Genomic DNA, 13547 nt, shown 5'->3' with positions numbered 1-13547 from the left:
CCCATTTTTAAACTGGTCGAGTGCTATTCGTCATTGCTGTAGACACGGCGGACGTACAGCAGCCGGTCGCCTGGCTCCACCGACTCACACTCCGGTGAATCAATTCGGTACAGCTCACCCGAGCGCACCACGCCGAGTGCAATATCCGCGAGGTGCCGTGGGCTGGCACCGATTTCCTCTTCGGTGACCAGCCTCTCTGCAACAGAGAATCCTTCATCCGGGCTCAGGAGGTCTTCCATCATCTCAACCACCGAAGGAGTCACCGTGGCCAGCCCCAGCATTCGGCCGGCGGTTTCAGAAGAAATAACCACTTGGTCTGCACCTGACTGCGTCAACAAGTGGCGGTTTTCTGATTCACGCACCGAGGCCACAATTGAGGCACCCGGCGCCAACTCACGGACCGACAACGTGACCAGCACCGCTGTGTCATCTTTGTTCGGTGCAACGACTATAGAGCGGGCACGCTGAATACCAGCTAACTTCAGCACATCGGATTTGGTAGCCGACCCATGCACCGTCGCCAAGCCTTGATTCGAAGCGTGATCGAGTGCTTCCTTGTCCGTATCAATAACAACGATTTCTGCCGGATCTACGCCGTCCGCGAGAAGAGCTGCAATGGCAGAACGACCCTTGGTGCCGTATCCGATAACGACGGTGTGGTTGCGCAACTGTCTCCTCCAGCGCTGAATTTGCAGGGTTTTCCGAGATTCTTGGGTCAAAACGGTCAGAGTAGTACCGACCAAGAGAGCAAGGAAGGCCACGCGCAGTGGCGTAATGATCAAAATATTGAGTAATCGAGCCCTCTGTGTCACCGGCGTGATGTCACCGTAACCCGTCGTCGACAGGCTGACAGCCGAGTAATACACCGCATCGATGAAGGTGAGAGGCTCCGTATATCCGTTGCGGTCGTAGTAGACCACGACGGATGCAATCAGCAGCAAAAACACGGCGTAGTTCAAACGACGTATGATTAGCCGCCAAGGATTCTTCGGCGCGGACTCAGGCAGACCAATGACTCCCAGCAGTGCATGCCCGGGAAGATCATTGAGCCCGGTTTCGTATCCCGAAGATTTCCGAATTGGATTACGCAACCGCTCCTCGCCTGCCTTTCATGAAAACTCCTCCCGGTGAAAAATAGCGCATACAAACTGCTGCTTTCACCTGGATAACTGGCCACGGCCACGCGGCAGTTACATACGTAGATGATTATCCAATCAGCTCGCGCATTTTCCTGTCTAACTCTATCCTGCTTGGCAGTAGCGCTTCATCTGGTATTAGCGTCCGTCCTGCCGAAACGTAGAAGAACCCGGCTTCAATGTCTTCGGGGGCAGTTTCCATTCCCATCTCGCGCAGCCTATCCGACCACGCCAGGCGGTAAATCGCCAGCTGTAGCGCCGCTACTTCCCTTTCCTTTCCGCGCGGCATCTGGCCTGTCTTCCAGTCAATGACGCTCCACTTCCCGTTGTCGTTAAACACCGCGTCGATTCGGCCGACGACCCGCCTCTGCCCGATGGCAATTTCAAACGGCACCTCTACATGCGTTGGCGTGCGGTCAGCCCACACAGATGCCTCGAAATTCGCCTTCAATTTCTCCAGTTCGCGTTCGGACGCGACTTGTTCTGTGCCGAGGAAGTCATCCAGTTGATCCCCGAAGAGATCCTCATCGTCCAGCAGACTGTGTGCACCGAAGCGATTCTCCAACCAAGCGTGGAATGCCGTACCTCGGCGCGCGAATCGGTTTGGCTTAAACGGCACCGGGCGTGCTTTCCGACGAGCAAACGCGACCGGATCCGCAATCATCGCTTGGTATTCGCTAGTGGACATGCTTGTCGGCATTGGTAGATGAATCTCCGCGGCCTTAGCTCGAAGGATTTCATCCACGAGAATGGTCGTTTCCGTTTCCCATACCTCAGACAGGTCACCTGCAATGGGGCGCTCATCCTGGTCTTCGCCCATGTAGCGCATGACGCTTTCGGCTGCTCGCTGCACACTATCTCGGCGGTTGCCCAGGGTATCGACGGGCCAGACCACCCCATCAACCGCAGTGTCGCAGTCCAAATCGACTTCAGTGTCCTCTACCTCAGGGTCCTCCCCATCTGTCCACGACACCACATAGTCACTGAATTGAGTGGCGATGGCTGCGAAGTCCGCCGACACGTCGGTGGGTTTCTTCAAGCTCGGATTAGGCCGCCTGCTTGCAGTGACAATGAGCTTTTTCGCGGAGCGAGTCATGGCAACGTAGAAGAGGCGCTGTTTTTCTTCCCTCTCCACTTCTCGCAGCTCTTCCTTGTAGGCTTTGATCACCTTGTTGAGGTCGGTCTGGTTATCGGTGCCTGATATGTCCAGTTCGGGGGCGTTGCTGTCGACAGAATCAGCGACAGGAGCCCAATCGCCTGCTGCAAGCTGCGTTGCATCCTCTGTTGTTTCTGCACTAGCCGTTAGCGGATCCACTTGAGTAATTGCGCCAGGAGGAAGCTGAACTGAATTGGTCAGCCACGATGACAAATCAACTCTGTCGAACTTGCTAGTGGTGATGCCCGGAACAGCAACCGTTTCCCACTCCAAGCCCTTTGACTTGTGCATAGTCATGATTTGGACACAGTTTTCCGGCATGTTCATAGGTGCCCGTTCCAAGCCATCATCGTGTTCGACAGCGAATTCCAGATAGTTCAAAAACCCTGTCACATCGTCCGAGATATTTTGAGAATACGTCGCAGCGATATCGACAAACCTATCCAGATGTGCGGTTGTCGGCCTGGTTATCGCGGTAGCGGAACCGTACTGTCCAGCCGCTGCTTCTACGCGAATTCCAAACTCAGTAGCGATGTCCTCGACCAGTTCCGGCAGAGGCTTATTCAGCGAGAACCGGCGTAGTTTTCGTAGGCTTGCACCCAACTGTGCGATGCGCACCATTGCTTCATCTGTGTAGTTCAGTGACTCGCTGCAGACCAACCGCCCATTTTTTTCCACACTGCCGCGCGCCAGCGGGGTGCCGTCGTAAAAACGAATATCCGGGTCGGCGATGGCGTGCCCCAGCCCCACCGCGGACGATGCTGCTTCGGCATCTTCCACGAGCTTGTCATACTGGCGAGCGAGCTGGGAAAGCGGTGAGGAGTCTGAAGTTTCTTCGACGTTGCCCTTCTTGCGGGCCAACTCGTCCTTTCCTGCGATTGCCAGCTGATCTACACGAGTGCGAAGTGCCTCCACGTCTGCGGCACCCAAATTGAACTGTGGGCTGAGTAGCAGACGCAGAGCATCCTGGTCTGAACTGGGGTCGACCAATATCTTCATCACCGAGGTGATATCCATGACCTCGGGCAAGTGCAGTAATCCAGCGAGTCCTACAATGATTGCAGGCACACCCCGCTCAGACAGTGCATCTAAATAGACAGCCGATTCAGCATTTGTCCGAACCAGGATGGCGGCATCGAGCTTGTTGCCAGCTGCTTCACATTCGCGTAATTGCGTCTCCATGCAATCTGCGATGTATGCAACTTCTTCCTCACCGGTTGCAGTGAAAGCAAGCTGCACCTCGCCCTGGCCTGCTTTTGGCCCTGCATCCAGTGCCTCTACCGTACGAGCCTGCCCCGCAAAAGCACGGTCGGAGACTGCGTTAGCAAGCTGCAGCACTGACTGCGGGTTTCGCCAAGAAATGGTCAGTTGCTTTTTCTCCGCTGGCTGCCCATCCGACCGCGGAAAATCATTGACAAACTGCACAAGGTTTTCGGCCGTTGCTCCTCGCCAGCCATAAATTGCCTGCATCGGATCGCCGACAGCGGTGACACAACCACCGGAGAACAGCGCACGCAGGAACAGCCGCTGTGTGTGCGACGTGTCCTGGTACTCGTCGAGCATGATGATCTTAAAGCGACGCCGCTCCTCCTCCCCGACTTCCGCGAAGTCGGTGGCTAGCCGGGCCGCCCGAGCCATCTGCATACCGAAGGTGGCGACATTTTCTTCATTGCACCGAGCTCGAACCTGCTCTACCAGCGGCAAAATCTCTAATCTCTCCCGCTGCTTATCGACGATGCCCTGTAGATCGCCAATTAGTCCCTCGCGTTTACCCTTCTGCGGGGTCTGCTCAATATTGCTGATGAACGCTTCGGTTTCCTCGCGAATCGCCTGCGGGGTAGATAAGTTTGAGTCGATGTTCGACCCCAGCTCAATAATGCGACTGGCCAGCGTTGATGGCGCAATATCGACATCAATTTCGGTCACATTGCGAGCTGTTTCCCAGGCCAACTGCCACTGCGTCGCGCCATCCATAATGGTGACCCCCGGCTCCGTCGGCAGCAAAAGACCATAATTGCTCACGACTTCAGAGGCATAAGCATCGTAAGTAAGCGTGGTTGGGGCAATGACCTCGAGGCTTGCTAATACCTCTGGTGAAGCTTGTGCACGAAATGCAGCGGAGGAAGCAAGCGCATTCAGCTGTTGGCGGATACGGACGCCGAGCTCGCGCGCTGCCTTCCTGGTGAAGGTCAAACCTAGAACTTCTTCTGGGCGGATAAAGCCGTTGGCGACCAACCACACAACACGGGCAGCCATTGTCGCTGTTTTACCAGCACCGGCACCGGCGACAACAAGCATTGGTTCCATCGGTGCACCGATTACCGCCGCTTGTTGCGGGGTGGGCGGAAAGTCCTGCCCCATCATCTCCGACAGGGTGACGGGATCAATGATGGTTCGTTCCTCCGACATGACTACCGATTCCCTTCTGCTGCCGGGCACGCCTTCGAAAGCGTGCAGAACTTGCAATGATCACCAGCGAGCGCCAAGGCACGCGGGCCAGACGTCGCACGTGCTACCTGCTCTACGCGACGCTCCCAGTCAGCCAACTTGTCTTCCGTGAGCTTTGACTGTTCGCGGCTAGTGATAATGGTCTTATTGTGTGACTTTCGCGGAAATACCAGGTATGCCCCAGATTGTTCAATGCCTTCGCCGTTGTCCACAGCGAGCCCATCTCCGCTTTCAACGAGCTTCCCCTTCGACAGCGCTAGTTGATATGTAGCTAGCTGTGCGTGTCCTTCTACTTCTTTACCGGAGGGCGCTGTCTTACCGGTTTTAATATCGACGATTTGAACTGCACCATCAGCGTCTTCAATCAACCGGTCGATTCGTCCGACAATCACGATGTCATCGTTGATGTTGACATTTACTGGGACCTCGGTTCCGATATCTTTCTTAGTCTCAATCCACCGCTGCCAATCCTCCAGCCCGGTCAACCAGGTCTCTTCCTCAGTACGCTTACGCCACTCCGGATCATCGGACAGGTCCCCAAAAACACGCCGGATCTCAGACTGAGCCTCAGGCACAGTCACTCCCTTGGCGACTGCTTCTACCGCCTGATGCAGTAGAGAGCCCAGATACATGGCCGATGTCGGTGCTGATTTATCCAACATGGCCTTCAACGGACAACTCAGGGTTGCTTCCACCTTGGAGGGATTGATCCTCATCGGCTTCTTGTCATTTACCGGCTTCGAAGTCGACGGTGCACGGAGCCCCCACCAGGTGTCTGGATGTGCGCCAGCAACCTCAACCTGCGCCAATCGCGCGAGTTGACGTGCAGCTTGTCGACGCCGCGTCTCAGTCTCCGCATCGTCCACAACGGCTGCACGCAGTTCTGCCAGCAGTGACTCCACAGAGAGCACCCGTGGCAGGCCTTCACCGGCCCATGCGACATCTTCTGCCTCTGCAACATCCGGATTGCCGGCGTTTGCTTCATTAGCCGTAGCCCCGACTCCGTTCGCAGACGACGATGCTTCCGACTGTTTCACCAGCTCCGTCACCGAATTACCGAGCTTTTCAACGAGCTCGATAATAAACGGACTGGGAACTCCAACATCGTCAGGAGAATCGACTGCGGTCAGCAGTACCCTGTCGCTCGCCCGTGATACCGCGACGTGCAGCAAACGACGTTCCTCCGCCAGCGCATCCGCCATGGAATTGATGTACTCCCGCGGCTCAATTCCGTGATCAACGAGACCGATGAACTCGTTCTGCTTCATCACCGAGCCAGTCACACCGAGGCTGGGCCACTGGCCTTCCTGGACTCCGACAACTGCTACTGCTTTCCACTGCCTGCCCAGAGCCGCATGGGCTGAGAGAATGCGCACGGCATCGCGCTCTACCCCGCTACGGTCACGTGCGCCGATGGGCAGCTCCTGCTCTTCCACAGAAGCGATAAAACCGTCAACCGTCAGTTTTGGATTCAGCTCCACACGGTCACCAGCAAAGTCGAACAGTGCCATCACAGCATCCAAATCGCGGTCAGCCGATGCGCCAGCTGTACCGCCGCGCAACGATGCCGCCACCAGATGGTCTGCCAAACCAGTGGACTGCCAAATTGCCCACAAAGTTGCTTCCACACCATCGCGCAACGCTTCACGAGCTGCGCTCAACAGATCCAGCGGCACCTGCAGCGCCTGACGTTCACGCTGCGACAGAGACTCAATAAGCTCCAGATGTTCAGCTGTGAGTCCCTCTGCCTTCAAGATTCCGATGAGCTGAGTCATCGCGGCCCCGCCGAACAGGTCGGCCTTTCGGATTCCGCGCAGCAGACGCTCTTTGACAATCGGATCCATGTTGACCAATGGGCCGGAGAGGAACTCGTCCCACTCCACGTCATCGAGCTGGTTCATAGTTGCCCGCAACGCCACCATCAGCGCTCGCACCAATCGCTGATGACTTAGCACGATGTCCGTTGGGTCAATCTGCACAGGCACACCCGCACGCGACAACGCACGGAACAGAGAGGACTCCCCTGCACCGGACCGGACGATGACCGCCATATCCTTCCATGCCACTCCCTCGTCAATATGAAGGCGCCGGAAGTAGTCCGCGACTGTGGCTCGCTGTGCACGTTCAGAAGGATGAATAGCTATTTTTACTGCACTTTTAGCTGCGTACGAGTTTTCCGCTGCGACGGTATCGCTGTTGTTTCCAACTTCGGATTCACGAGCTTCCTGTGCTCCAACTGAACCGACAATGCCACGGTATGCAGGAGCCTTAGGCAAGCGCTGAGAAACTGCGTTGACTAAATCCGCGATATCAGCGTTACAGCGGTAAGACTGCTGCAAGTGGATTGCCTTGCACTCGGCCTCACCAGTCCTCCGGAGATAGTCATTATTAGCACCGCGGAAGTGGAATACCGATTGATCTTCATCACCAGTAATGACGGCTACCGCCGCCTGCGACACAAACCGATCCACAAGACGCGCAGCTTCCGGGGATAGGTGTTCAGCATCATCGACCAGCACCACCGACTTTCCCCACCGAGCCAGTGCTTGCGCGTCTGCATCCAGCTCCATCAATGCCGCAGAGACAATCTCTGCAGCGTTCAGGCTGGGCTCCCACGCCAACCGCATAGTCTGCTGATACTCCGCCATAAACTTGCCAGCCGCACACCACGACTCAATGCCATAGTCCACGCCGAGCTGCTGAAGCCTCGGGGCATCAATCCCCCGCTCAGCTGCACGCAGCAGAAAGTCACGAACTGCACGGGAAAAACCGACTAATGGGAGAGCCGGGCGCAACCGCTCTGGCCAATACGCACCACCATCTTCCGCATGTCCGGCCAAAAGTTGCCGCACGACAGCATCTTGGCGTGCACCAGTGGTCAACGATGGTTCAGGCTCTCCCCGACTCACGGCGGCATCACGTACTACTGCATAGGCAAGTGAATGCACGGCACGCACCATGCCACCTTGGCCTGCCCCGACCGAACCGCCTTCCCCCAGTTCAGAGGAAAAACGCCTGTCAATATCCCGCCTCAATTCCGCAGCGGCCTCTTTTGACTGTGACACCACCAAAATACTGTCCGCCGGAATGCCCGCCTGCATGTAGTCCACCGCGAGATCTGCCAGCAGCGAACTCTTTCCAGTCCCTGGGCCGCCTAAAACGCGCACAACAGGCTGGTTTACAAGCTTGTTCTCTACCACGAGCGCCTGATTATGGGAAGGGAAAAGCGCCTCTACCGCAGTACCCAACCACTGCCGACGACGAGGAGGTTCCTCCTGGACGAACCGAACCTTCGGCATTCCATCTACGTTCATGTGCACCATTGTGGCACAACCTCCGGACCGATACTCGAACACCCATTCGAAATAAGGAGAAAAGTACCCCCGTCCCAAAAACTCCCGTAAATACTGCCCGGCGTTACTTAGACACAAACGCGCGAACTAGCGAAGCCGCGCGGAACAGACCGCGATACGCACTCGGCTGCGATTCTGGACTAACAGCGTGGACAAAAAGTCGATAACACATCGCACGAACGAGCAACTGACCGAAATCCGGCAGGTGATCGAAGCGCCGCAGTAGCTCCTCATCAGCCCCCATCATGGACAGACAATCCACTGCCGCCAAGGCAGCTGTCCAACCACGGACATGCCACGCTGGCACGATATCGGTGAGAACCGGGGCGGCCGTGCCGTCGTAAAGCAGCGTGCCGACGAGGTCTGCGTGACAGACCTGCAGAAGCCCCGTTGGCACAACCATCTCTGCCCGCAACTGGAGAAGATCACCGGAGATTGTGAGAGCCTCGGCGCAATCGGCGCGGGGGACGCTATCCGCGTCGAGAAGCTGCTCGAGGATGCCGATTGGGTCAGATTCCCAAGCTGCGCGATTACACATGACGAAGTAATCGGGCTCCTTATCAAGGAGGAACTGTGGCCGTTCAATACTGGCAAGCGACTCTTCCACGCGACCAGCGGCAACAATGGTTTCATCGGCACGTGGCGCGAATCCCCCCGGAATGAAATGACGGGCTTGCCACCCAGCAATGACCAAGCGGCCGTCACTGGTACGCACGGATTTCGCCACTCGGACGCCATCGACATCTAGCGCACTGCGAACCTTTGCAGACCACAGCGCCTGCGCCGAATTATGTACCGGCGAAAGGACAATGGAATCGTCGTAGACCCAGCCATTGTCCCAAGCTCGCCCGGCACGATGCGGCTCGCCCTCGGCACCAAAGGCCTCTAAAACACGGTCGGGAGGAGTGGCGATCATAATCTGCTACTACCTTGCTTTCTGAGTCGGTGCGGCCGTATCGTCGTCCGCCCCAAATGGGTACGGCCAGCCGTTGACAGAACACGTCTTACCATCGACCTGATAGACCTCGCTGCTGTCGATTTTGTGCAGTTCATCGTTCGACACGCTCAGGGTCTGCTGCATCATGATTGGCGCGATACCGCCGTCCCTCGGACAGGGCTCGTGAACCGCGTACCCAAGTCCGTGACCAACCTCGTGATTAATAAGGTATTGGCGATACAATCCCAGGTCCCCCTCAAAAGGCAGGGCACCTCGAACCCACCGGGCGATACTGACGACCACGCGCCCAGGCTCACCTTCCCGCTGCCCAGACAGGTAACAGGAGGTCTCCATTCCCAAGGTGTTGCCGCACAGCTGATGTGCGGTTCCAGTCGCGGAAAGCTGCACGACAATCGTCGGATCCTGGTCGCGAGGCACTGCCTCGAAAGAAAAATCTGGATTAGCTGTCCAGCCACGTGGATCGGCCAGAATCGAGTTCACCGTCTCTGCAAAGGCGCGCTCGCCACCAATCGAAGGAACATCAATGTTGTCTTCAATTTCCACGGAATACCTGACCGCATTGTCGCGCCCCTCCCCAACACGGGGATGCGCCACGGTAACATCTTTAAAATTTCCCGAGGGTTCCGTGGCAAAGGCCGGACCGGGTGGCAACTGCCCTCCCTCGTAACCATCACCGTATCCCTCACCGGGCACCGGACCAGGGCGACCATTGCCACTCTGCGAGGCGACAGTGCCAGTGCCGGAACCTGAAGAATCATCTTCAGCAGTGAAGATGTCGAAGAGAATGATGACTGTGAGCACCACAAGTACAGGGATGGCATAGGCTCGCCACCCCCAACTCCTTGCAATGCGTACGAGAAAGGGTTCTTGCGTCATTAGGCGAAGAAGCCAACCTTACGGTCTGCGTTATTACCGGTACGGACGTAGGCGACCTTGTCAGCATTAATCAGGTACTCCTGACCAGCGCCGTCGCTGAGCTCAATCACACCTTCGCCAGCAGCCAGCTTCTGGGAGATCGCAGCCTTGACCTCCTCGCCACCAGCGACGTTTTCAATGTTCAGCTCACGCGTATTGTCTGCAAATCCAATAGTGATGTCCATAGGTGACATCATAACCATTCCCAAAGCGGCTAGGATTAGAGAGACCGATTAAGCCGTCGTGTCACGTGAGGTTACAAACAGCAAAGGAGTCGCCGTGGCAGAGTCCCAGTCCCCGACATTCGTCGAATTGGGGGTCGCCGCGGAAATCTGCGACGCACTCGCCGACGAAGGAATCACCCGCACATTTGCAATCCAGGAACTGACGCTGCCCTTGGCACTCGACGGCACGGACATTATCGGCCAAGCCCGTACTGGCATGGGAAAAACTCTTGGTTTTGGTGTCCCCCTTATTGACCGCGTCTTTGATGACGCCCGCATTCCAGAACCGGATGGCACTGCCCGCGCAATCATCATCGTCCCCACCCGTGAGCTATGTGTGCAGGTCGGCGAGGATTTGGCCCGCGCTGCGCACTCAACCAATCTGCGTGTGTGCACTATTTACGGTGGCCGCCCCTATGAGGAACAGATTGAACAGCTAGACCGCGGTGTGGACATCATCGTCGGTACTCCCGGCCGTCTCATCGATCTTTACCAGCGCAATAATCTAGAGCTGTCAGGCGTAAAGATTTTGGTTCTCGACGAGGCCGATGAGATGCTCGACTTGGGCTTCCTGCCGGACATCGAGAAGATTCTGGCTGCGGTGCCAGATGAACGTCAGACCATGCTCTTCTCGGCAACAATGCCGGGCCCAATTCTGACTCTCGCACGTACCTTTATGAATCGCCCGGTGCACATCCGCGCCGAATCAGGCGAGGAAGAGGCCACAGTCCACGAGACCACTAAACAGATTGTTTTCCAATCGCACCAGATGGATAAGGTCTCGGTCATTGCCCGCATCCTGCAAGCCAACGATCGTGGTCGCACCATCATTTTTGCTCGCACGAAGCGCGGCGCCGCCTCGGTTGCTGAGCAGCTCGGCGAGCGCGGCTTCCTGGTCACCGCCGTCCACGGCGATATGGGCCAGCCTGCACGTGAGCGCTCGCTGACGGCGTTCCGCAATGGCGACGTCGACGTCCTGGTCGCAACCGATGTCGCGGCTCGCGGTATCGATATCGACGATGTCACCCACGTCATCAACCACCAGGTGCCCGATGACGAAATGACCTATGTCCACCGCATCGGCCGCACCGGCCGCGCGGGACACAGCGGTGTCGCCGTTACGCTCGTCGGCTGGGATGAAACCACAAAGTGGAAGGCTATTTCAGATGCTCTCGACCTGGACATGGCCGAGATTCCGACGTGGTTTTCCACCTCCCCCGAGCTCGCCGAAGCTCTAGACATCCCCGAGGGGATCGATGAGAAGGTCGGGCCAGCCCGCCCGGTATTGGGTTCCCGGCCACCTCGCGGGCGTGGCGGAAGAGGCCCGCGAAACAACCGCTCACAGTCTCATCATCGCAATCGCGGCCAAGGACGAAGCTCAAAGCGGGACGGCCACTCCAATTCTCATCGTCGCAGCTAGGCCGCTGCGCGTGCCAACTCCCCACCTCACCTCTCGCCACGACCACTCGTCGACAGGACATTCCAACCGTGCTGCAGTCACCACAAGCCAACGCTGAGCCCACCACTGCAGAGACCCGACTGCGCCGCAATCGAATCGCATCAGTAGTTCTCATCATCGCCGTAGTGCTAGTCGTCGGTTGGACATGGGTCGCTTCTCCGGCTCGTAAGGTCGATCGCACTGAATCCACGGCACCGACGAGCAGCACAGCGCAAGCCCCGGCCGCGAACGATCCGGAGGCAATGCCACATACTCTCCGGCCGGTGTGGTCCACCGAATCGTCGGCAAGCACAAGCACGCACACCATCTCCCCGGCGCCACTGGTGATGGACAACTCCCTCATCGTTGCTGAGGACCGGGGCGTGCGTGCTATCTCGCTTAACGACGGCACGGAGCGCTGGCACTATCGACGAGATATTCCGCTTTGTGCGCTCTCGGGCAGTGATGGCCAAGTTTTCGCGACTTTTCGCGGGGCAGCTGGCTGCGGTGAGACCGTTGCACTCAAACCCGATTCGGGGCAGTATGTCGCGACCCGAAAATCGATTGCGGCTGACAGCCCTGCCGCCGTGCGCTCGAACTCATACGCGGGTGTCTACGACTCTGGATTCCTGGAGCTGTGGCGCTCTGACCTGGTCCGAGTAGTCGAGTACGGCAAGATTCCAGCATCCCCGGAACCGAAGATGCAGCCACACCCAGAGTGTTCGATTATCAGTGCGCTCACACGCGTGGAGCTGCTGGCCGTCGTAAACAACTGCGATGGTCACGGACGCCTGGTCATGCAGGCGGCAAATCCGGAGGAGTCTCGGAAACCGGAGGTCAAGAGCGATATTGACCTTGGTCCGGCAACTGCAGATATGTCACTGGTATCGATTGGCCAGGACACGGCGGCGGTACTGTCAGACAACCGCATCCGAGTTTTTCGTATGGACGGCACGATGCTGACTGAATTGGCGCTGGATGAGACTACCCTGCGCCCAGCACCGGCGGAAGCTAACTCCAACGGCGATGCCCCGCGTGCGCCTTTTACAACGGATCTTCCCCATCACATGACGTGGTGGTCGCCGCGTGGTTTACTGGGCTTCCGCCCGAGCACCCTGGCGCCGGATTTCGAGTTTGCTGAGGCCACAGGAACCCCAGCTCCATGGGGTGAGCATGTTTTCATGCCAGTCACTGACGGAGTCGCGGTATTGAATGCCAAGACTCTGGAGATTATCGGCACACTCCCGTTGCCTGCAGCTGCGAAGTCCACTCAAGCAAATAATGCGGACAAGCCGGAAGTGCCCGTGCGCCTTGCGGTTGTCGGTGACACGCTACTGGTTCAGCGCGGTGAGTCAGTCGACGCGTTCGCCATCGAAGCTTAGAAAGAGCGGGCAGCCCAATCAATCGCCTTCGGACTAAACATACAGGCCAGCGCAGCAATTGAAGCTGCCGCCGTCGGTAGAGCAAGCAGAAAAGCGCTCGAGCGGAACATGTAATAGGCCACGCCCAGCAAGCAGAGGTTGAGCATAATGATCGGCCCGCGCCCCCATCGGGCGCCACGCAGCAACATAATCGCACCAGCGAGAACAGCGCCGAAAATGAGAAGGAACCACAGCGCGGTACCCCAACCGGAAATGACCGCGGCCTCGTCGCGGTACCCCATCAAATCACGAATGAGAAGGAAGATCCCGTAGCCCAGACCGAGGGCACATTCGGCGACACCAATCCACGCACCGACCATAACAACCTGAGGTGCGGCGATCGGCCCGTCGGCTGCCGCAAGCTGGTCGGTAGTACGCGATTTGGGCGCATTGCTGCTGTTTTTCTGGTTACTCACGCCCTACATGTTAGCCCGGTGCGAACCGATGAATACACCCTGGAGGCATACCGGCTAATGCGCCCATCACAAGTCTGCTCAT

At 57.4% G+C, this 13547-nt stretch carries 9 protein-coding genes; 2 read left to right on the top strand and 7 right to left on the bottom strand.

The window, feature by feature from the left end:
- Window positions 1-23: 23 nt before the first annotated feature.
- From HMPREF2751_RS10345 to HMPREF2751_RS10320, 6 genes are all read right to left on the bottom strand, one after another.
- Window positions 24-1091, bottom strand: coding sequence for a potassium channel family protein (locus tag HMPREF2751_RS10345; RefSeq protein ID WP_016422233.1), 1068 nt, complete (start codon window positions 1089-1091; stop codon window positions 24-26).
- Between the two features lie 115 nt (window positions 1092-1206).
- Window positions 1207-4701 carry an ATP-dependent helicase gene (locus HMPREF2751_RS10340; RefSeq protein ID WP_049193358.1) on the bottom strand — a complete coding sequence of 1165 codons (3495 nt, stop codon included), beginning with the start codon at window positions 4699-4701 and terminating at the stop codon, window positions 1207-1209.
- 2 nt (window positions 4702-4703) lie between these two features.
- Window positions 4704-8054, bottom strand: coding sequence for an ATP-dependent helicase (locus HMPREF2751_RS10335; protein WP_232250854.1), 3351 nt, complete (start codon window positions 8052-8054; stop codon window positions 4704-4706).
- A gap of 103 nt (window positions 8055-8157) precedes the next feature.
- Window positions 8158-9009, bottom strand: coding sequence for a TIGR02569 family protein (locus HMPREF2751_RS10330; protein WP_070595969.1), 852 nt, complete (start codon window positions 9007-9009; stop codon window positions 8158-8160).
- Between the two features lie 9 nt (window positions 9010-9018).
- Window positions 9019-9927, bottom strand: a complete 909-nt coding sequence (locus HMPREF2751_RS10325) for a DUF3152 domain-containing protein (RefSeq protein ID WP_049172838.1) — start codon at window positions 9925-9927, stop codon at window positions 9019-9021.
- Window positions 9927-10151, bottom strand: a complete 225-nt coding sequence (locus HMPREF2751_RS10320) for a DUF3107 domain-containing protein (RefSeq protein ID WP_042388469.1) — start codon at window positions 10149-10151, stop codon at window positions 9927-9929. The genes HMPREF2751_RS10325 and HMPREF2751_RS10320 overlap by 1 nt, the downstream gene beginning before the upstream one ends.
- Window positions 10152-10245: 94 nt before the next feature.
- Here HMPREF2751_RS10320 and HMPREF2751_RS10315 point away from each other — a divergent pair, with 94 nt between their 5' ends.
- Both HMPREF2751_RS10315 and HMPREF2751_RS10310 read left to right on the top strand, forming a co-directional pair.
- Window positions 10246-11610 carry a DEAD/DEAH box helicase gene (locus tag HMPREF2751_RS10315; RefSeq protein WP_049172835.1) on the top strand — a complete coding sequence of 455 codons (1365 nt, stop codon included), beginning with the start codon at window positions 10246-10248 and terminating at the stop codon, window positions 11608-11610.
- Between the two features lie 68 nt (window positions 11611-11678).
- The gene (locus HMPREF2751_RS10310; RefSeq protein ID WP_016422226.1) at window positions 11679-13010 is read left to right on the top strand and encodes an Rv3212 family protein; all 1332 of its coding nucleotides are present in this window, start codon (window positions 11679-11681) and stop codon (window positions 13008-13010) included.
- Here the strand turns inward: HMPREF2751_RS10310 and HMPREF2751_RS10305 are convergent.
- Window positions 13007-13465, bottom strand: a complete 459-nt coding sequence (locus tag HMPREF2751_RS10305; RefSeq protein WP_224783785.1) for a hypothetical protein — start codon at window positions 13463-13465, stop codon at window positions 13007-13009. The genes HMPREF2751_RS10310 and HMPREF2751_RS10305 overlap by 4 nt on opposite strands.
- Window positions 13466-13547: the final 82 nt, after the last annotated feature.

The organism is Corynebacterium sp. HMSC063G05 (assembly GCF_001810555.1).
Classification (GTDB): domain Bacteria; phylum Actinomycetota; class Actinomycetes; order Mycobacteriales; family Mycobacteriaceae; genus Corynebacterium; species Corynebacterium jeikeium_D.
The sequence above is the reverse complement of the archived record's forward strand: the minus strand, read 5'-3'. Positions and strand labels throughout refer to the sequence as shown.